The 17,763-nt window shown below is 74.7% G+C and carries 19 protein-coding genes; 6 read left to right on the top strand and 13 right to left on the bottom strand.

Going from position 1 to position 17,763, the window contains the following annotated elements:
- Positions 1-60 precede the first annotated feature (60 nt).
- The 3 genes from GA0070606_RS29845 to GA0070606_RS29835 form a co-directional block, all read right to left on the bottom strand.
- The gene (locus tag GA0070606_RS29845; protein ID WP_091106526.1) at positions 61-408 is read right to left on the bottom strand and encodes an STAS domain-containing protein; all 348 of its coding nucleotides are present in this window, start codon (positions 406-408) and stop codon (positions 61-63) included.
- Between the two features lie 84 nt (positions 409-492).
- Complete coding sequence (locus GA0070606_RS29840; RefSeq protein WP_091106525.1) at positions 493-1,542, bottom strand: cobalamin B12-binding domain-containing protein; 1,050 nt, start codon at positions 1,540-1,542, stop codon at positions 493-495.
- Positions 1,539-3,293, bottom strand: a complete 1,755-nt coding sequence (locus GA0070606_RS29835) for a PP2C family protein-serine/threonine phosphatase (protein ID WP_091106524.1) — start codon at positions 3,291-3,293, stop codon at positions 1,539-1,541. The genes GA0070606_RS29840 and GA0070606_RS29835 overlap by 4 nt, the downstream gene beginning before the upstream one ends.
- Positions 3,294-3,543: 250 nt before the next feature.
- Here GA0070606_RS29835 and GA0070606_RS29830 point away from each other — a divergent pair, with 250 nt between their 5' ends.
- Together GA0070606_RS29830 and GA0070606_RS29825 are read left to right on the top strand one after the other, a co-directional pair.
- Positions 3,544-3,942, top strand: coding sequence for an STAS domain-containing protein (locus tag GA0070606_RS29830; protein ID WP_245724870.1), 399 nt, complete (start codon positions 3,544-3,546; stop codon positions 3,940-3,942).
- Positions 3,943-4,002: 60 nt separating this feature from the next.
- Positions 4,003-4,401, top strand: coding sequence for an STAS domain-containing protein (locus GA0070606_RS29825; protein ID WP_091106522.1), 399 nt, complete (start codon positions 4,003-4,005; stop codon positions 4,399-4,401).
- Between the two features lie 75 nt (positions 4,402-4,476).
- Here GA0070606_RS29825 and GA0070606_RS29820 read toward each other — a convergent pair whose 3' ends face one another.
- Complete coding sequence (locus GA0070606_RS29820; protein WP_091106521.1) at positions 4,477-4,791, bottom strand: hypothetical protein; 315 nt, start codon at positions 4,789-4,791, stop codon at positions 4,477-4,479.
- Between the two features lie 213 nt (positions 4,792-5,004).
- Between GA0070606_RS29820 and GA0070606_RS29815 the strand changes: the two genes are divergently transcribed.
- A complete protein-coding gene (locus tag GA0070606_RS29815; RefSeq protein ID WP_091106520.1) occupies positions 5,005-5,985 on the top strand; it encodes a DUF2267 domain-containing protein in 981 nt (326 codons plus the stop codon).
- Positions 5,986-6,052: 67 nt separating this feature from the next.
- Positions 6,053-6,889: a spermidine synthase gene (locus tag GA0070606_RS29810; protein ID WP_091108387.1), complete on the top strand. Its 837-nt coding sequence runs from the start codon at positions 6,053-6,055 to the stop codon at positions 6,887-6,889.
- A 47-nt stretch (positions 6,890-6,936) separates the two neighbouring features.
- Here GA0070606_RS29810 and GA0070606_RS29805 read toward each other — a convergent pair whose 3' ends face one another.
- From GA0070606_RS29805 to GA0070606_RS29795, 3 genes are all read right to left on the bottom strand, one after another.
- On the bottom strand, positions 6,937-8,121 hold the full coding sequence (locus tag GA0070606_RS29805; protein ID WP_091106519.1) for an alpha/beta hydrolase family protein: 1,185 nt from the start codon (positions 8,119-8,121) through the stop codon (positions 6,937-6,939).
- 236 nt (positions 8,122-8,357) lie between these two features.
- Positions 8,358-9,659 (bottom strand): NAD(P)/FAD-dependent oxidoreductase, encoded by a 1,302-nt coding sequence (locus GA0070606_RS29800; RefSeq protein WP_091106518.1) that lies wholly within the window; start codon positions 9,657-9,659, stop codon positions 8,358-8,360.
- Positions 9,660-9,710: 51 nt separating this feature from the next.
- Positions 9,711-11,864 carry an amylo-alpha-1,6-glucosidase gene (locus tag GA0070606_RS29795; RefSeq protein ID WP_091106517.1) on the bottom strand — a complete coding sequence of 718 codons (2,154 nt, stop codon included), beginning with the start codon at positions 11,862-11,864 and terminating at the stop codon, positions 9,711-9,713.
- Between the two features lie 107 nt (positions 11,865-11,971).
- On the opposite strand from GA0070606_RS29795, the gene GA0070606_RS29790 reads away from it, so the two are divergent.
- Both GA0070606_RS29790 and GA0070606_RS32785 read left to right on the top strand, forming a co-directional pair.
- A complete protein-coding gene (locus GA0070606_RS29790) occupies positions 11,972-13,420 on the top strand; it encodes a M20/M25/M40 family metallo-hydrolase (RefSeq protein ID WP_091106516.1) in 1,449 nt (482 codons plus the stop codon).
- Between the two features lie 148 nt (positions 13,421-13,568).
- Positions 13,569-13,730 (top strand): hypothetical protein, encoded by a 162-nt coding sequence (locus GA0070606_RS32785; RefSeq protein ID WP_176737473.1) that lies wholly within the window; start codon positions 13,569-13,571, stop codon positions 13,728-13,730.
- Between the two features lie 36 nt (positions 13,731-13,766).
- Here the strand turns inward: GA0070606_RS32785 and GA0070606_RS29785 are convergent, their stop codons facing one another.
- The 6 genes from GA0070606_RS29785 to GA0070606_RS29760 form a co-directional block, all read right to left on the bottom strand.
- A complete protein-coding gene (locus tag GA0070606_RS29785) occupies positions 13,767-14,303 on the bottom strand; it encodes a GNAT family N-acetyltransferase (RefSeq protein WP_245724869.1) in 537 nt (178 codons plus the stop codon).
- Positions 14,304-14,365: 62 nt separating this feature from the next.
- A complete protein-coding gene (locus GA0070606_RS29780) occupies positions 14,366-14,737 on the bottom strand; it encodes a nuclear transport factor 2 family protein (RefSeq protein ID WP_091106514.1) in 372 nt (123 codons plus the stop codon).
- A gap of 59 nt (positions 14,738-14,796) precedes the next feature.
- On the bottom strand, positions 14,797-15,090 hold the full coding sequence (locus tag GA0070606_RS29775) for a DUF6510 family protein (RefSeq protein ID WP_091106513.1): 294 nt from the start codon (positions 15,088-15,090) through the stop codon (positions 14,797-14,799).
- 14 nt (positions 15,091-15,104) lie between these two features.
- Positions 15,105-15,845 (bottom strand): ferredoxin reductase, encoded by a 741-nt coding sequence (locus GA0070606_RS29770; protein ID WP_091106512.1) that lies wholly within the window; start codon positions 15,843-15,845, stop codon positions 15,105-15,107.
- Positions 15,842-16,432, bottom strand: coding sequence for a sulfite oxidase-like oxidoreductase (locus GA0070606_RS29765; RefSeq protein WP_218106193.1), 591 nt, complete (start codon positions 16,430-16,432; stop codon positions 15,842-15,844). Before GA0070606_RS29765 ends, GA0070606_RS29770 begins: the two co-directional genes overlap by 4 nt.
- An 80-nt stretch (positions 16,433-16,512) precedes the next feature.
- Positions 16,513-17,532 (bottom strand): TerC family protein, encoded by a 1,020-nt coding sequence (locus tag GA0070606_RS29760; RefSeq protein ID WP_091106510.1) that lies wholly within the window; start codon positions 17,530-17,532, stop codon positions 16,513-16,515.
- Positions 17,533-17,763 lie beyond the last annotated feature (231 nt).

Genomic DNA, 17,763 nt, shown 5'->3' with positions numbered 1-17,763 from the left:
CTTCGGGTCGCTGGAACGAAGGGCCGTGGGCCCTCGATGCTGGCGGGGAAATCTAGCCCATCATCCGGCGGCGCGCGCCGCCGGGTCGGCTATGTCGGGTTCATACCTCAGCACGTCGGCCAGCCCGGTGACCTGGAGCACCCGGTCGACCCGGCCGCTGGCGCCGGTCACCCGCAGCCAGCCACCGTCGGCGGCGACGCGGTTGTCGCCCCGGACGAAGGCGGCGATCCCGGTGGAGTCGCAGAAGACCAGCTCGGTCAGGTCGACCAGAAGCCGCCGCTCGCCCCCGTCGACCAGCCGGTCGATCACGGCGTTGAGCTCAGGTGCGCTGCTCAGGTCGAGCTCGCCCGCCAGCCGCAGGCGCGTCCCCCCGCCGTGGCGATCGGCGTACGTGACGGTGAACGTCACCGTGGTCCCCTTCGCTCCACCGCAGGCGGATGCTTGCAGTGGAGCAAGTATAAGCAGGGTCGTCGGCCGCTACCGCACCGGCGCTCACCGGGAAACGGCGCCGCCACGCGCGGCGACGGACGATCCGGCCGCCGCCAGGAACCGGGTGGCACGCGGAAAGTCACGCAGGACCCGCCCGTAGTGTTCCAGAGTCAGCCCCAGCGCGGCGGCCGGCACCCCGCGACTGGTGAGGATGTCCACCATCCAGTCCACGAACTCGGTGAACAGCGAGGCGTCGTCGACGTAGAGCGCGGCGCCCAGGAAGTCCACGATGTATCCGAGGTCGCTGACGGTGGAGTCGAGTTGCGCGGGCGTGTAGTCGCGCGTCGCCGGGGCCCGTTCCCGCAGGTCCGCCAGCGCCCCGTCGATCAGCTCGCCGCGCCGCTTCGCCAGGCTCGCGTACTCGTCGTCGGCCAGGTGGGACAGCTCCGCCGGCCGGGCCCGGCGCAGCGCGCGCTCGTCGGCGACCAGGTCGGCGGCGGACGGGGCGTCAGGCGCCCAGGCCACGCCGAGCCGCCGCGCCCAGCGCCCGTCCGCGCCGAAGCCGCGGCCACCGACCACCACGGGCACGTCCGAGCGCCGGCACGCCTCGATCATGCGGTGCGCGTGCGGCAGCCGCATCGGCAGCGCACAGGCCAGGGCGACCGCGTCCGCGTCGTGCCGGTGCAGGTACGACACCAGGTGCGCGGCGGGGACGCTCGCGCCGAGGAACGTGACGTGCCAGCCCCGCAGCCGCAGCACCTCGGCGACCAGCCGGGGCGGCAGGGCGTGCCACTCGCCGTCCATGCACGCCACCACGATCCGCCCCCGGTTCGGGCGCGGGTTCGCGTACGCGGCGACCGCCGCCACCACCCGCTCGCTGATGTGCGTCGCCGCGTGCTCCTGGGCCACGCTCCACTCGTTACGCGCCCACCGCTCCCCCACCTCGGCCTGCGCCGGGGCGACCAGGTCGAGCAGGACACGCTCGGCGGGCACGCCGGCGGCGAGCAGCCCGGTGGCGACCTCGATGGCGCAGTGTTCGTCCGCCTCCTGGAGGCAGTGCAGGTAACCGGCCCAGGCGTCGGCCGGGGTGGCCGCGGTGGTCGGGGCGGTCACGGAGCCTCCCTGGCGTCGGCGTTCTCGGTGGAGTCGGGCACCGCGTGCAGGTGCCGGGGCGTACGCCCGCCCGGGCCCGTCGCGCGCAGCGCGAGCACGGCGATGTCGTCGTGGTCGCCGTGGGCGAGCCAGTCGCAGGTGAGCTGCTCGACGCGCTCGGCGAGGGCGGGTGCGGGCATCCGCTGGCAGCCGGCGATCGCGTGGGCCAGCCGGTCGGGGCCGAACTGCTCGTCGCCGCGGCGGCCGCCGCGCGCCTCGGTGACCCCGTCGCTGTAGAGCAGGCACGTCTCGCCGGGCTCCAGCCGCACCGTCACCTCCCCGATCCGCGGGTCGGGGACCACGCCGACCAGCATGCCGGACAGCGGCACCGTCTCCACCTCGCCCGAGTCGCGCAGCACCAGCGGCGGCAGGTGGCCGCCACCGGCCAGGGTCAGGGTGAGGCCACCCTCCCGCTGGGGCCGCGCCACTCCCAGCACCATGGTCGCGAACCGCCCCTGGCCCTGCGCCTGCGTGGTCTCCAGCAGCGCGTCGTTGAGCAGCTTCAGCAGCCGGCCCGGCTGCGACTCGACGCGGTGCAGCGCCTGCAGGCACTGGCGGAGCTGGCCGGTGAAGACCGCCGCCTCGACCCCCTTGCCGGAGACGTCGCCGAGGAAGAAGACCGACCCGCCGTCGGCCAGCCGGTGCGAGCCGTAGAAGTCCCCGCCGATGCGCAGACCGGCCTGGGCCGGCCGGTAGGCGGTGCCCCACTGCACCCCGACGGCCTCGGCCGGCTCCACCGGCACCAGGCTCGCCTGGAGGGTGTCGGCCACCTCCGCCTGGTCGCGGTAGAGCAGCGCCGTGGTCAGCGCGGCGCCGGCCCGCGCCGCGAAGGCCCGCACGAGGTCGGTGTCGGCCTCGTCGTACCAGCGGGTGGCGCGCCGGGCGACCAGCAGCACCCCCGCCGGGGCGTCCCGGCCCGGCAGCGGCACCACCCGGGCGCACGCGTCGGCGGCGGACAGGCCGGGCAGCCACCCGGCCGCCACCGCCTGCTCGACCAGCCAGTCGAGGGTGTGCGGCTCCCCGCCGTCGAGACCCTGGGCGATCGCCGCGGGCAGGTCGACGGCGGGCAGCACGCCGCTGTCGACGGCGGGCCCGTCGTCGTCGGCCCGGGTGGCCCGCCACCAGCGCGCCCGCCCGGAGCGGGGCGCCAGCACCAGCACCGCCACCTCGGCCAGGGTCGGCACGGCGAGCCGGACGACCGCCGCGGCGGCCCGGTCGGGGTGCAGCGGGTTGCCGAGCTTCTCGCCGACCACGGCCAGGAACGCCGAGCGGGCCCGCTCGGCGAGCAGCGCGTCGGCGCGCGTCACGCTCTCGGTCACGTCCTCGACGTACCAGCAGCAGCGGGCCGCCGACAGCGAGACCTGCCGGGCGCGCAGGCGGCGGCCGTGGTGGGTGAAGTCGCCGGCGACCGTCAGGCCGGAAATGCCGGCCGCCGCCAGCAGCTCGCCGACGGTGACCTCGGGCAGCAGCCGCTCGGCGACCGGGCTGACGTGACGCACGACGCCCTGGGCGTCGCAGACGACGAGGCCCTCGCGGAAGTGCTCGACGACCTCGGACCAGTCCGGGGTCGCCTGCTCCCGGTCGGGAGAGAGCGCGGGCAGCGGCGGCGTCGACCGGGGTGCGTCGCCGGACCACGCCGGGGCCCGTGTGGCACTCGGCGTGGAGATCCGCCCGTCGCCGGGATCCCAGTCCCGCACGTCGGCAGCAGTCACCAGCTAAGCCCCACTCCTTGTCGACACCCGTGCCGCGCCGGAAGGCGCTCGTGGTCACGTCCTGCCACCCACCCTACGCCGGTGCGACCCCGGCGCCACCCCACGGCGTCCGGGCGGCGGGCGGGCGCGTACCCGGCGGGGCCGCGCGGCGGTTGTGCGGCGGGCGGGCGCGTACCCGGCGGGGCCGCGCGGCGGTTGTTACGATCCCCTCGACCCTGCCCTACCGGCAGAACTGCGGAAAGGCGTGATCGTGCTGTCCCATGGGAGTCACCCCGAGACGACTCCGCTGAGCATGACCGTCGACCGGTCAGACCCGGAGGCACCGCTCATCCGGGTCGGCGGCGACCTCGCCTACACGACCGCCGCGCCCCTGCGCGCCGAGATCGACCGGACGCTCGCGGCAGCCCCGCCCGCCCTCGTGCTGGACTTCGGCGACCTGCTCTTCATCGACAGCACCGGGCTCGGCGTGATCGTGCACGCCTGGCGCGAGGGCCAGCAGGCCGGCACCGCCCTCCGGCTGCGCGGGGTGCCCCGCTTCCTGGCGACGATCCTCGACATGACCGGCGTCACGGGCCTGCTCGACCGGCCGCTGGGCGACGGTCTGACCGCGCGCGCCGCTCCCACCGAGCGGCCCGCAGGCACGGCCTGACGCCATGCCGCCCGTCCCCCCCGGGTTTGCGTCCCGGCTCCCGGCTGGGAACATGGCGTAATGGCCGCCCAGCTGTTGACCATCGACGTGACCCGGCTCGACGCCGGTCGCGCCCGGCTCCGGCTGGCCGGTGAGCTCGACTTCGACACCGCGCCCGAGCTGCTCACCGTGACCGCCGAGCTGCGTCGCGACGGCTACGCGGAGCTCCTGTTCGACCTCAGCGGGGTCACCCTGTGCGACTCGTCCGGGCTGAGCGCCTTCGTGCTGCTGCGCCGCGACGCGCCGGGTGCCGTGCGGCTCTCGGGCGTCAGCCCTCATCTCCAGCAGTTGCTGGACCGCACGGGAATGACCGAGCTGCTGGCCCGGGAGCGCCCCGCCGACGGCGACGTGCGCACGGCAATGACCGAGCTGCCGGCCCGGGAGCGCCCCGCCGACGGCGACGTGCGGCAGGTCGGCTGAGCCGCCCACGACGGCCACCCCCGCCGGGGGGTGGCCCCCGACCCTGGGACCAGGGGTCGGGGGCCGGAGTGCGGCTCAGGGGGCGGTGACCGGCTGGAGCCGGGGCCCGGTCGCACGCTGTGGTCGGGTGGCCGGCGGCTCCGCGTCCTCCGGTGGCCCGGAATCGGGAGTCTGGAAGAGATAGCGGACGAACTCCCCACCCGCCTCGTTGTCGTCCGCGCCGGGCCACTGCCCGACGCAGTCCACCCCGACGACCTCGCGGCCCGAGCCGTCGGGCTCCTCCAGCAGCGCCCACAGGCTCACCGCGTAGCAGCGGGTGTCCTCGGGCGAGAGGCGCCAGCGGGCGTACCAGCCGGGTCGGGCGGGGACGATCTCGACGATCCGCTTCATGACGACCTGTCCTTCCGCGTCCGGTCGGAAGTTCTCCGGTCCGCCCCGATCGTCGGCCCTCACCGGGTGACCGTCCCTCACCCCGGGCGGATGAAGCCTCGGCGCCGCTTCCGGGCGGCGCCGGCCCGGCCGTCGGGCGCCGTTTCGTCGCCGCGGACGACGGGAAGGCGACCGGCGGAAGCGAGGGAACACCAGCGGAAGCGAGGTGTCACCATGCGCAAGCAGACGGAGGGCGACAACCAGCGCCGCCGCGCGCTGGCCCGCCAGGCCCGCGAGCGCGGCATGCGGGCCAGCGAGACGGGCGCCAGCCTGAGCGCCGCCAAGCAGCTCACCCACCTGGACCGGGGCAAGCGCGCCGGGCCGCCGCCGGCCGGCAGCCGGCACAAGCCCGACAGCACCCGCGGCGGACCGGCGCCGCCACCGGCCGGTGTTCCCGAGTCTCCCCGCCCCCTCCCGGAGCCGGGCCGGGGCACGCCCGGCGTGACCCCGATCGGCTACCACGCGCTGGTCGACGACGTGGTCCGCCGGACCGGGACCGACTTCCGCACCGCCAAGGTGGGGGTCGAGTCGACCGTCCTGGTCCTGGCCTGGGCGCTGGGCGAGGCGGAGCGCCGGCGGCTGCTGGCGGCGGTGCCGACGAAGCTGCACGACGTCGTCCCGGTGGACGGCATCGAGCGGCACCGGGACCTGCCGGGCTTCCTCGCCGAGGTGGGCCGGATCAGCGGGCGCACCCCGGAACAGGCCCGCTACCAGGCGGAGGCGACAGTGGCGGCGCTCGCCGAGCACGACGGCGACCTGGTCGAGTCGCTGCGCGTACCGGACGGCCTGCGCGAGCTGCTGGATCCGGCCCCGATCGGGGGCGGGGTGGTCGGCGCGGCCACCGCGACGCCGCCGCTCGGCGACGCGGAGCTGCGGGAGGCGCTGCGCGGCCTGCCGTACTGGTCCGGCGACGGCGACTCGCTGTCCCGGACCGTGGAGCTGCCCGCCGACGGCCTGGACCGGGTGCTCGACCGGATCGACCGACTGCGGCAGGAGACCGGGCGCGGACCGCGGATCGGCCGCCCGGACGCGACGACCGCCGTGCTGACCGTACGGTCCCGGCAGGCCGGCGCCGTGACCGCCATGGACGTGGACCTCGCCCACGCCGTCGACGACGCGATCGACGAGGCGGGCGCCGGGATGGCCACGGGCTGACCCGGGGGCGGGGCCGGTGGGCGACCGCCCGCCGGCCCCGCCCCCGGGCTCGGCTAGCGTGCCCGGCATGGACGTCGACGCGCACCGGCTGGAGCTGGTCGTGGACCCGGCCCGGCCGACCGGGCGCACGCTGCTCGCCGCCGGCGTCGAGCAGTCCTACGTGGACGTCGCCGACCCCCGTCACCTGCGCTTCGAGTACGTGCGGCGGATGGCCGCCGCAGCGGACCTGGCGGCGCCGCCCGGCCGGCCGCTGACCGTGCTGCACCTCGGCGGCGGCGCGCTGACCCTGCCCCGGTACCTGGCCGCGACCCGGCCCGGCTCCGCGCAACTGGTCGTCGAGCGGGACGCGGCCGTGGTCGAGCTGGTGGCGCGCGAGCTGCCGGCCCTGCCCGCCGGGATCGACGTGCGGGTGGCCGACGCCCGCGACGCGCTGGCCGACGCCCCGCCCGGCCGGTACGACCTGGTGCTCGCCGACATCTACCGGGCGGCCCGGATGCCGGGGCACGTGGCGACCGTGGAGTTCGCCGCCGAGGTGGCCCGGGCCCTGCGCCCGGACGGCGTCTACGTGGTCAACGTGACCGACCTGCCGCCGCTGGTGTTCGCCCGGGTGCAGGCGGCCACCCTGCGGGCCGTCTTCGCCGACGTGTGCCTGGTCGCCGACCGGCGGATGCTGCGCGGCCGGCGGTACGGCAACGTGGTCCTCGCCGCCGCGCCGCGCGCCGGACGGCTGCCGGTGGCCTGGCTGGCGGCGAGGGCGGCGAGGGACGCGGTGCCCGGCGGGGTGCTGCACGCGGCTGCCCTGGACCGGTTCGTCGCGGGGGCTCGCCCCGCCGCCGACGCCGCCCTCACCGCGACCGACCCGCCGCCCGCTTCCAGCGCCGGAGAGAGCGCCATGGCACCTTGACGTGATCCTCGCCGACCCTGTCAGCGAAGATCACGTCTGGGTCGCCGTCAGGGGATGTACCGTACGTCCGGGAAATCCGGGTCCGGGCCTTCGAGCAGGCGCCGGCGCCGGTGGCGTAGGTGCAGGTCGAAGAAGGCAAGCGGGTACGCCTGCTGGATCCGCACCGCCCGGACCGGGTCGAGGGTGCCGACCCAGCCGGCGAGGTCCTCGTCGCTCATCCCGATGACTGCCGCCAGTTGCGGGATCAGCCACTGGTGGTCGCAGTATCCACCGTGGAGCGCGCCGTCGGCCTGGACGCCGAGCCGCCATCCGCGCAGGTGCGACCAGAACCGCTCGACGCTCGGCGCGGCGGCCCGGGTGAACTCGGCGGTCATCAGCATGGACGGCCGGTCCAGGTCGGTGACCGGTGGCCGCGACTCCATGGGGCCGTCGAGGCCGAGCCCGGCCCGCACGCGCCGGTCCTCGCCCATGACGAGGGCGGTCGCGGTCGCGCCCTTCGACCAGCCGAACATGCCGACGCGACGCGGGTCGAGCGCGGCGCACAGGCCGGCCGGCAGCCGACGCCGCTCGGCGTCGGGGTTACGGCCGGCGGCGAGGTCCTCGATACGGTCGAGAACGAATCGGATGTCGTGGGCGTAGTCCCACGGTGTCAACGACGGATCCTCGACCGGTACGGTGAGCCGCCCGTCGGGGAACTCGCTGAACGCGTCGTACGTGTGAGCCACCGTGACCACGACGTAGCCGTGGCTGGCGAGTTCCTGGACCACGATGGTGGTCTCGGAACGGTGACCCCCCGCGCCGTGGGAGAACACGATCACGGGCAGCCGACCGGGTGCCCGGAGCGCCGGAGCGCCCACGTGGCCGAACGTGCGGGGGGCCGCCGCGACATCGGCGTCGAACCCGGCGGATGCGAGCAGTGCGCGCATCGGCGCGACGGGCATCCACGGCGCCACCGGATGAACCCGAGCGTCGCGGGTGGCGGGGTACCAGAGGCTCACCATGAGGTCGCGGTGCCGTCCCGGGCCGGCGACCGGATCCGGGCGGGAACTGTCGACGAGGTGCAGCGACACGGTGCCGACCCGGTGCGGGCCGGTGGGTGGGGGCAGCGTGAGCCGGGCCGGGTGGGGCGCGGCCGAGGCGGCCCGGCTGCAGCCGGTGGCGCCGAGCGGCACGGCGACCCCGGTGGCGAGCGCGGCAGTGAGCAGGTGTCGGCGGGTGAGTGCAGTGGTCATGGTCCTCCTTGGCCGGTTCGCCAACTTCGATCCATGCCCACGTTGCCGCTGGACGCACCCACCTCGCATCGCCCTGCAGGTGACAATCCCGGCGGCGACTGTCGACCCCCGGTCGTACATCCACGGGCTGACCGGCAGACCGACGTGCCGTCCGGGGAGTTCCACGCTGACCAACGCCTGACGGCGGCTTCCGAGGCTCGGCGGCGGCGGGGCCGCCACCGGCGCGGCGGCAGCCGTCAGCGGGCCCGGACGGCCACCTCGGGCGACGAGCTCTCCAGGGGCACCGCGTTCGCCGGGACCAGGCCGAGCTGCACCGCCGGGCGCGGCAGCGCGGCGTCCAACGCCCAGTCGGCGCTCACCCGCGCCCGGTTGCCCGGCATCGCCAGCAGGTGGTAGCCCCGGGTGACCGCCTTGGCGGGCAGCCCCGACAGCGACACCTTCAGCGGGTTCGCCGCCGCGTCCTTGCCGCCCAGGTCGACCACCCAGCCCAGGTCGTGGTGCCGGTACGGCCTGCGGCGGCCCTGCCCGTAGGAGGCGGCGATGTTGTGGGCGGCCAGCTTGCCCTGCCGCTGGGCGTGCTGCGCCGTCATCGTGCAGATCTGCCCCGGCCGGGTCAGGTCGGGCACGGCGGCGGCGTCGCCGCAGGCGTACACCTCCGGGAATCCGGGCACGGTGAGGTACTCGTCGACGACGAGGCGGCCCTTCTCGGTGCGCAGCCCCAGCTCGGCGACGAACGGGTCTGGGCGCACGCCGACGCACCAGACCAGGGTGCAGGTGGGGACGTAGTCGCCGTCGGTGAGCGTGACGCCGTCGGCGGTCGCCACGGCCACCGAGGTGCCCATCCGCACGTCAACGCCGCGCTTGCGCAGCACCCGGTCGGCGGTGTCGGACATCCGCTTGTCCAGCTCGGGCAGGACCCGGGGCGCGACGTCGAGCAGCATCCACCTGGGGCGGATCTTGAGTCGGGGGCGCTGGGCGAGCAGCTCGTCGGTGAAGAGCTGCCCGTGCGCGGCCACCTCGGTGCCGGTGTAGCCGGCACCGACGACCACGAAGGTGGCACGCGCCTGCTGCTCGGCGGGGTCGTCGGCCTGCTCGGCCAGCTCGATCTGCCGGATCACGTGGTCGTGCAGGTAGAGCGCCTCGGGCAGGCCGCGGAAGCCGTGCGCGTACTGGGTGACGCCGGGGATCGGCAGCAGCTTGTTGACGCTGCCGACGGCGAGGACCAGCCGGTCGTACGCGATCCGGTTGCGGTCCCCCTCCGGCTGGGTGAAGCCGACCCAGCGGTTCTGCAGGTCGACATGGTCGGCCTCGCCGATCAGCACCCGCACCCCGGGCAGCGTTCCCGTCAGCGGCACGGAGATCCGGGTGGGCTCGACGACGCCGGCGGCCACCTCGGGCAGCAGCGGCAGGTAGAGGAAGTAGTCGGTGGAGTTCAGCACCACGATCTCGGCCCGGCCCCGGGCCAGCCGGCTCAACGTCTTCGCCGCGTGGTAACCGGCGAACCCGGCCCCCACGATCACCACACGAGGTTTCGTCATTGCCGCCCCGTTCCCACGACACGCGATGACAAACGTGGCGGATCGGTCAGTTCAGCACTCGGCCAGCCGGGCGTACCCGGTCCGGCCGACCGCCTCCACCTCCCAGCAGCGCCCGAACGCACGCACCCGCTCGACGCTGATTCGCCCGATCTCAGGGGGTATGTCGGGGTCGAGCGCCAGCCGGCCGTCAGCCGGTTCGGCGCCGAGCATCGCCCGCACCAGCGCCAGCGGCGTGCCGGCCGCCCAGGCCTGCGGGCTGCACGCGGTCGGGTAGGGCACCGCGAAGAGCCACTGTTCGCGGGGGAAGCCGCTCATCGCCTCCGGCAGGCGGTGACCGAACTGCTCGGCGGCCTCCAGCAGGGCCAGGCTGATCCGGTTCGCCTCGGCCCGGTAGCCGTAGCGGGCCATGCCGAGCACGGCGAGGGAGTTGTCGTGCGGCCAGACCGTGCCGCGGTGGTAGCCGAGGGCGTTGTACAGCCGCTCCTCCCGGGACAGGGTGCGGATGCCCCAGCCGGAGAACATGTGGTCGGCCATCAGCTGCCGCACCACCGCGTCGGCCCGCTCCGGCGGCACGATGCCGCTCCACAGCAGGTGCCCCATGTTGGAGGTCTTCGAGTCGATCGGGTTCTTGTCACCGTCCAGCCCGACCGCGTAGAAGCCGCCTCTCCCCTCGATCCAGAAGTCCCGGTTGAACCGGTCGTACAGCTCCGCCGCCTCGGCGCGCAACCGACGGGCCAGGTCGGGGTCGGCCAGCGGCCCGTCGGCCAGCTCGGCCAGCCGCAACTTGGCGTCGTAGACGTAGCCCTGCAGGTCGGAGCTGGCGATCGGCAGCACCGGGATCCGGCCGTCGGAGAAGGAGATTCCGTCCGGCGAGTCCCGCCAGCACTGGTTGCCCAGCCCTTCCGGCGAGCGGGTGGCGTACTCCACGTAGCCGTCCCCGTCGCGGTCGCCGTACCTGTCGATCCAGTGCAGCGCGGCGAGCGCATTGTCGCGCAGGAACCGCACCGTCTGGTCGTCGCGGGTCCACCGCCAGTACTCCGACAGCAGGATCAGCCAGAGCTGGGTGGCGTCGGCGGAGCCGTAGTAGGGCCCGTACGGCTTGACCCCGGTGCGGGTGAGCTCGCCGCTGCGGACCTCGTGCAGGATCTTGCCGGGCTCCTCGTCGGTGAAGTCGTCGCACTCGTTGCCCTGCAACCGGGCGAGCGCGAGCAGCGCGCCCTTGGCCAGCATCGGCCCGGCCGACAGCGTCTGGTAGGCGGCGATGAGGGTGTCGCGGCCGAAGACGGCGAGGAACCAGGGCAGGCCGGCGCCGGGGAGCATGATCCGCTCCCCCTTGACCTCCAGGTCGAGCCGGAGCGCCGCGAGGTCGTCCCGGGACTGCCGGACCGTCTCCTGCAAGGCACGGTTGTCGCTGCGCAGCAGGGCCCGGGCGGTGGACCAGCGGCGCACCGGGTCGTCGGCGCGCCGGTGGATCACGTCCGCGATGTCGCCCCGGGTCGGCTCCACGACCCCCATGCCCGGCGGCAGCGGGACGTCCAGGTCGAGCTGCCACACCTCGCGGGGCGCGAGGGTGATCTCCCACACCAGGTCGTCGCCCTCGACGCGGCTGGCCGGTCGCGAGCAGCAGACCCGCGTCTCGGCGGAGAAGCCGTTCCGCGCGTAGCGGAAGCAGAGTTCCGAGCCGTCGGGCGCGTGGCCGCGGGTGATCTCCGCGGAGCGGTCCCGGACACCGGACTTGACCTCGAACAGGTCGGCGAAGTCGACGCCGACCGCCAGCCGCAGCTCGATCCGGACCGGCTCGGTCCGGAAGGACACCATCTCGACGCGCTCGTGGAAGCCGTCGCCGACGTACCGCAGCCGCCGGATCCCGAGGCTGTCCGGCGGCAGGCCGGGCACGTCCGGGTTGGTCAGCACGTACTGGGCCGAGTAGTGGTCGACGGTCTCGGAGCGCAACACCAACAGCGGCCGGTTGCCGTTGATCGAGAGCATCCAGCCGCTGATCAGCCGGGTGTCCAGGTGCACGAGGCCGCCGATGCTGCCCGGCGGCACGTCCCCGGTCAGATCCGAGTACATGAAGGTGGGGCCGCTCAGCACGGCCATCGCGTTCGGGCCCAGCTCGGGCGGCATGGCGCGCTGGTCGCCGGCCTCCGGCTCGGAGAGCAGGCCCGGCGTGGGATCGGCGGGTGTCGGACGCACGGCAGCCATACCGCCACGGTAGGAGGGGCGGCGGGGTCCGACATCACCCGCTTCGGGTGACATGACCATGGCCCGCGCCATGGACAACGATGGTCGTCCATGGCGAGGATGCGGGGATGGGCTCCCACGACACCGCCGACGGCCGATCCGCGAGGTCGACCCGGCGCACCTTCCTGTCCGCCTCCGCCTCCGCCGCCGCCACCGCCGTCGCCGTACCCCTGATCGCCGAGCCGGCCGCCGCGGGCGCCGCCGCGCCGCCGCCCGGCCCCGGGCACCGGATCCGACCCCAGGCGCCCGACCGCGAGCTGCGCGAACTGCTGCGGCGGGTCGACCCGGAGCGGATCGAGGCCACCGTGCGCCGGCTGGCCGCGTTCGGCACCCGGCACACCCTCTCCAGCCAGGACGACCCGGTCCGCGGCATCGGCGCCGCCCGCGACTGGATCCACGAGCGGATGACCGCGTACGCCGCCGCCTCCGGCGGCCGGATGACCGTCGAACTCCAGTCCTACGTGCAGGATCCCGCGCCGCGCATCCCCACCGCCACGCGGATCACCAACGTCGTGGCCACCCTGCGCGGGGACACCGCGCCGAACCGGACGTACGTGGTCACCGGCCACTACGACTCCCGCGCCTCGGACGTGGCGGACGCCGTCGCCGACGCACCCGGCGCCGACGACGACGCCTCCGGCGTGGCGGTGGTGCTGGAGCTGGCCCGGTTGATGGCCACCCGCCGGACGGCCGCCACGATCGTCTTCGCCGCGGTGGCCGGCGAGGAGCAGGGACTGTACGGCTCGACCCACCTGGCCCGGCAGCTCAAGGCGGCCGGGGCCGACGTGCAGGGCATGTTCAGCAACGACATCGTCGGCAGCAGCACCGCCGACGACGGCACCCGTGACCCGCGCACCCTCCGGCTGTTCGCCGAGGGGGTGCCCACGGCGGAGACACCGGCCGAGGCGACAGTGCGGCAGTCGGTCGGCGGCGAGAACGACTCCCCGTCCCGGCAGCTCGCCCGGTTCGTCACCGACGTCGCCGACAACGACGCCACCGGGATGCGGGTGCGGGTGGTCTACCGCCGCGACCGGTACCTGCGCGGCAGCGACCACATCCCGTTCCTGCGCGAGGGCTGGCCGGCCGGCCGGTTCACCGAGCCCCACGAGGACTTCGCCCACCAGCACCAGGACGTCCGGGTCGTCGACGGCAGGCAGTACGGCGACCTGCCGGAGTTCTGCGACTTCGCGTACATCGCCCGGGTGGCCCGGGTCAACGGCGCGGCGCTGTGGTCCCTGGCCCGCGCGCCCGGCACGCCCAGGGGGGCGGTGATCGTCACGACGAACCTCACCAACGACACCACCCTGCGCTGGCAGCGGGATGACGATCCGGACGTGGCCGGCTACGAGGTGGTGTGGCGGGAGACGACGGCGGCCGACTGGCAGCGCGTCGTCGACGTCGGCGACGTCACGGAGGCGACCGTCGACCTGTCCAAGGACAACGTCTTCTTCGGCGTCCGGGCGGTCGGCCGCGACGGGCTCCGGTCCCCCGTCGCCTTCCCGAAGCCCGGGAGCTGACAGCGGCCCGACAGCTCACCGCGTGTCGGCGCACCGTTCGCGGCCCGTCGCAGCGGGGGCCGGTAACCCGGATCGGGTGGGGTCCGCTCACCCGACCCGTGGGCACGCTGGTGCCGCACCGCCACCGCGGCCAAGGGAGGGCAGCGTCATGAGCATGCCGATGTCCAACGACCAGCGACAGCCGATCTACCTGCGGCAGAGCGGCCGCAGACACCTCACGCCCCGGCAGCGCCGGCGCGTCGAGCACAAGCAGGGACGGATCGAACGTCTCGGCGGCCAGCGCCCCGAGGCGCGCCGGCCCGGGCGCTGACCCGGGCGCGGTGGCGGCCGGCCCCGGCCGCCACCGTCACGCCGCCGCGGTCCCGACCGGCGCGGTGATCGCCCACCGCTCGTGGTCGCGCCACGCCCCGTCGATGAACAGGTAGTCGGGCGAGTACCCCTCCAGCCGGAAGCCGAGCTTCCGCGCGACCCGGCGGGACGGCTCGTTGCCCGGCTGGATGTTCGCCTCCAGCCGGTGCAGGCCGAGCGCCTCGAAGGCGTGGGCGACCACCAGGCCGACGCCGGCCGAGGCGTGCCCGGTGCCGCTGTACGGCAGGAAGGCCGCGTAGCCCAGGTAACCGCCGCGCAGCGCGCCCATGAGGATCCCGCTGATGTTGACGTACCCGGCGATGGCGTCGGAGCCGCGGTCGCAGATCAGGTAGCCGGCGTGGTCCCGTCGGCGGATCCTGGCCAGGTAGGCGGCGTACCGCGCCGGGTCGTCGGGGGCCGACAGCCAGGGGTGGTGCAGGTCTCGGCTGCGGCGGGCCGCCGCGATGAACTCGGCCTCGTCCGTGGGTCGGGGCCGGCGGATGCCGACCGGCCCGGCGGTGCGCAGGTATCTCACGGCGGACAACTGTCACCGTGCGGGGCGGCGAAGTCCAGTCGATTGTCCGCGCGGGGCGGCCGTCAGCCGCCGCCGACGCGTTCGACGGTGTAGTGGATGGTCTGGGCGACGATCCAGCCCTGCTCGATCAGGAACGAGTCCGCCCCGTCGAGGACCCGCGCGCCCTCGGCGTCCGCCGTCCACTCCAGGAACGCCATCCGGCCCTCCACCAGCTTGTTGGTGTAGGTGTAGCCGCCGCCGGGCAGCTCCTCCTCCAGCCAGCGGGCCAGCTCCCGGACCCCGTCGTGGCCACGGAACACGCCCCGGCGCTCCAGCACCACGCAGGACGGCGACACGTTGCGCGCCAGGTCCTCCGCGAAGCGGTGCTCGGCCGCCAGCCGCAGGTGGTCCTCGAACACCTCCCGCGCCGACCGCGCCCGCAGGTCCTCGTCCACGGTTCCGCCTCCATCCGTTCCGGCCGCCGGTGTCGCCCCGCCCCCGCGCGGACCCGCGTTCACAGCGGGCCAGGGTGCGGTTGGTCCGGCGGCATCGGCACCGCCAGGAAGGTGGCTCCGCGCAGGTCCAGCCAGGCCCGGTCGGGCGAGCGGACCAACCGCAGCATCACCTCCGCGCAGCTCGGGCAGCGGGCCACCAGGCCCGGGGCGTGCGGGTAGACCCGCAGGCCGGCCAGCGGGCCGAGCGTGCCGCAGTGCGCGCACCGCCCGGTGGCGGCGCTCAGGTCGACGGCGAACAGCTCCCGCAGCGGGCCGTCGAGCATGTTGCCGTCCAGGTACGACAGCTCGGTCATCGCACACTCCTCCTCTACGGCGCGCCGGTCGGGCCGAACCGTTCGGTCCGCACCCGCCGGGTCTGGTGGCCGAGCCCGACCAGCAGGTCCGCCACGGTCTCCACGAACCCCGTCGGGCCGCAGACGTAGCAGAGCGGCTCCAGCTCGGGCGGCCAGCCGTGGGTGTTCACGTCGGCCGGTCCGATCCGGTGCGGCTCGCCCCGCCAGCCCTCCGGCGCCTCGCGGGTGTACACGTACGCCACGTCCAGGCCGTGGTCGTCGCGGACGCGGGCGCGCAGCTCGTCGGCGTAGAACACGTCCGCGGGGGTGCGCACCGAGTAGAGCAGCCGGAACGGCACGCGGCTGCCGGCGGCGCGGCGCGCCCGGACCATCGCCATCAGCGGCACGACGCCCGAGCCGCCGGCCACCAGGAGCACCGGGGCGGTCTCCTCGGGCCGCCAGACGAACCAGCCGCCCACCGGGCCGCGCACCTCCACCGGGTCGCCCTCGGCGTAGACGTCGGTCAGGTACGGCGACACCTCGCCGTCGGGGACGCGCTGCACGGTCAGCGCGATCCGGTCCCCCTCGGCAGGGGCGGCCAGCGAGTACGACCGGGCCGCCTGGTAGCCGTCGGGGGCGGTCAGCCGCACGTCGAGGTGCTGCCCGGGCAGGTGCCCCGGCCAGCCGGGGGCCTCCAGCACGAGGGTCTGCGCGGTCGGCGTCTCCACCCGGCGCTCGGCGAGCCGGGCCACCCGCCACCGCAGCGGCCCGGTCAATCGCCCTGGTACCGCTGCTCACGCCACGGGTCACCGTAGTCGTGGTAGCCGGCGGTCTCCCAGAATCCGGGCTGGTCCCGCGTGGTGAGCCGGATGCCGCGCACCCACTTGGCGGACTTCCAGAAATAGAGGTGCGGCACGAGCAGCCGGGCCGGGCCGCCGTGCTCGGCCGGCAGCGGGTCGCCGGCGTACCGGTGCGCCACCCAGGCCCGCCCGCCGCGCAGGTCGGCCAGCGGCAGGTTGGTGGTGTAGCCGCCGTACGAGTGGGCCTGCGCGTGGTGCGCGCCCGTGTCGACGCCCTCCAGCAGCGTGTCCAGGGAGACGCCCTGCCAGTCGGTGTCGCGCTTGGACCAGCGGGTGACGCAGTGGATGTCCACCGTCGGCGTCTCCTGGGGCAGGGCCATCAGCTCGTCCCAGCTCCACCGGAACTCCGCGCCGGACTCGGTGGTGATGACGAACTCCCAGGTCTCCACCGGCACCCTCGGTGTCGGGCCGGCGGAGAGCACCGGGAAGTCCTCCGTCAGGTACTGCCCCGGCGGCAGGGCCGGCTCCGCGGAGCGGGGCCGGCCCTGGAAGCCCGGTGACACGATTCCCACCCGTCAGTCGTACCACCCGGGGTGGGCCGGGCAGGCGCGGTCGGCCGGACCGCACCGCGCCGGGTGACGCCTCAGCGCCGCTCGGCCACGACCTGCTTCTCGCCGGTCACTTTCCCGCGGGTGGCCCGCAGGCTGGTGAGCGTGACGATCACCAGGACGCCGATGATGACGCCCAGCGAGGCCAGGGTGGGGATCTCCGGCACGCCCGACCAGATGCCGTGCGCCCAGTGCAGGCCCAGCTTGACGCCGATGAACGCCAGGATGACCGCCAGACCGTAGCTGAGGTGGACCAGCCGGCTCAGCGCGGCGTGCAGCACGAAGTAGAGCGCGCGCAGCCCCAGCAGGGCGAACGCGTTGGTGGCGAAGACCAGGTACGGGTCCTCGGTGATGCCGTAGACGGCGGGCACCGAGTCGACGGCGAAGACCACGTCGGTGGCGAGGATGGCGACCACCACGAGGGCGAACGGGGTGAGCGTCCGCCGGCCGGCGAGGCGCACGGTCATCCGGGTGCCGTGGTAGTCGTCGGTGACCGGCATGAACCTGCGCAGCAGCTTCACCGAGCGCATCTTGTTGATGTCGACTTCCTGCTCGTGCCCGGAGAGGGCGTCGCGCAGCAGCTTCACCGCGGTGAGGATCAGGATGATCGCGAAGAGCAGGAAGGCGAAGTCCAGGGTCTGCAGGGCCGCCGCGCCGAGGGCGATGAAGACCGCCCGCAGCACCAGGGCGCCGACGATGCCGTAGAGCAGGACCCGCTGGGCGAGCGCCGTCGGCACCGCGAACGCGGCGAGCAACAGCATGAAGACGAACAGGTTGTCGACGGAGAGGGACTTCTCCACCAGGTAACCGGTGAGGTATTCCACGCCCTGGCGGGAGCCGTAGCGGGACCAGACCCAGGCGCCGAACGCCAGCGGCAGGGCGATGTAGAAGGCGGACCAGCCCAGCGCCTCCCGGATCGAGACCTCGTGCGGCCGGCGGGTGACCAGGAAGTCCAGCACCAGCAGGGCGAGGACGCCGGCGATCGTGACGCCCCACAGCGTGGGCGTGCCGACCGACTGGATCTCGGTCGCGGCAAGGTATGGCAAATCGGACATGGAGCCTCCTCGAACACCGTGTCATGTTCGAGGTCTCCTTCACCCACCTTTCGTGGGCAACCACCCGAGGCACGCTCCGGGCGCGCCGTACTGACCGGGATGGTTCGTGGGAAGTACTCCCCTCGTCCGACCAAGGTTAGGGCAGGCTCAACGGGCGCGGCAAACGGGGCACGCGATCCCGCGTGCCCCGTTTGCGCTGGTGGCCGCCGCGCGGGCCCTCCACCGGCCGTC

The sequence above is a fragment of the Micromonospora citrea genome, from assembly GCF_900090315.1.
Taxonomy (GTDB): domain Bacteria; phylum Actinomycetota; class Actinomycetes; order Mycobacteriales; family Micromonosporaceae; genus Micromonospora; species Micromonospora citrea.
The sequence above is the reverse complement of the archived record's forward strand: the minus strand, read 5'-3'. Positions and strand labels throughout refer to the sequence as shown.

Excerpts from the sequence above, each read along its gene's own strand:
- GA0070606_RS29775 (WP_091106513.1), bottom strand. The coding sequence starts at position 15,090 with ATGACCGAGCTGTCGTACCTGGACGGCAACATGCTCGACGGCCCGCTG.
- GA0070606_RS29760 (WP_091106510.1), bottom strand. The coding sequence starts at position 17,532 with ATGTCCGATTTGCCATACCTTGCCGCGACCGAGATCCAGTCGGTCGGC.
- GA0070606_RS29820 (WP_091106521.1), bottom strand. The coding sequence starts at position 4,791 with ATGAAGCGGATCGTCGAGATCGTCCCCGCCCGACCCGGCTGGTACGCC.
- GA0070606_RS32785 (WP_176737473.1), top strand. The coding sequence starts at position 13,569 with ATGAGCATGCCGATGTCCAACGACCAGCGACAGCCGATCTACCTGCGG.
- GA0070606_RS29825 (WP_091106522.1), top strand. The coding sequence starts at position 4,003 with ATGGCCGCCCAGCTGTTGACCATCGACGTGACCCGGCTCGACGCCGGT.
- GA0070606_RS29810 (WP_091108387.1), top strand. The coding sequence starts at position 6,053 with ATGGACGTCGACGCGCACCGGCTGGAGCTGGTCGTGGACCCGGCCCGG.
- GA0070606_RS29800 (WP_091106518.1), bottom strand. The coding sequence starts at position 9,659 with ATGACGAAACCTCGTGTGGTGATCGTGGGGGCCGGGTTCGCCGGTTAC.
- GA0070606_RS29795 (WP_091106517.1), bottom strand. The coding sequence starts at position 11,864 with ATGGCTGCCGTGCGTCCGACACCCGCCGATCCCACGCCGGGCCTGCTC.
- GA0070606_RS29790 (WP_091106516.1), top strand. The coding sequence starts at position 11,972 with ATGGGCTCCCACGACACCGCCGACGGCCGATCCGCGAGGTCGACCCGG.
- GA0070606_RS29815 (WP_091106520.1), top strand. The coding sequence starts at position 5,005 with ATGCGCAAGCAGACGGAGGGCGACAACCAGCGCCGCCGCGCGCTGGCC.
- GA0070606_RS29805 (WP_091106519.1), bottom strand. The coding sequence starts at position 8,121 with ATGACCACTGCACTCACCCGCCGACACCTGCTCACTGCCGCGCTCGCC.